Here is a 246-nt window from a genome sequence, read left to right as displayed (position 1 = left end):
GCCTAAACGGCGACACAATACTGCCACTGATTTACCAAAGGCTTCGGTAAACCTTTCAAAGCCTCGGTTAAAAGCCTGAAAAAAGCGGTTAGGTGTTAAATCGCGGGTCATTAGCAATACACACAAGGCAGGCGTTAAGGTCATCGCCACTAGGGTAGAAATAACAACCGATACTGAAATGGCAATACCAAACTCAGCGTAAATAATGCCTACCATGCCCGGCATCACCAAGGTTGGACCAAATAC

Annotated in this window: 1 protein-coding gene; it reads right to left on the bottom strand. The window is 45.9% G+C overall.

What is annotated here, in order from left to right; translation table 11 throughout:
* Positions 1-246: efflux RND transporter permease subunit (locus tag Q4528_RS15360; RefSeq protein ID WP_303522570.1), on the bottom strand; the 246-nt coding region annotated here is incomplete at both ends.

Source organism: Staphylococcus pasteuri (assembly GCF_030547725.1).
GTDB classification, from domain to species: Bacteria; Bacillota; Bacilli; order Staphylococcales; family Staphylococcaceae; genus Staphylococcus; species Staphylococcus pasteuri.
This window is presented reverse-complemented; position numbering and strand designations above follow the sequence as displayed.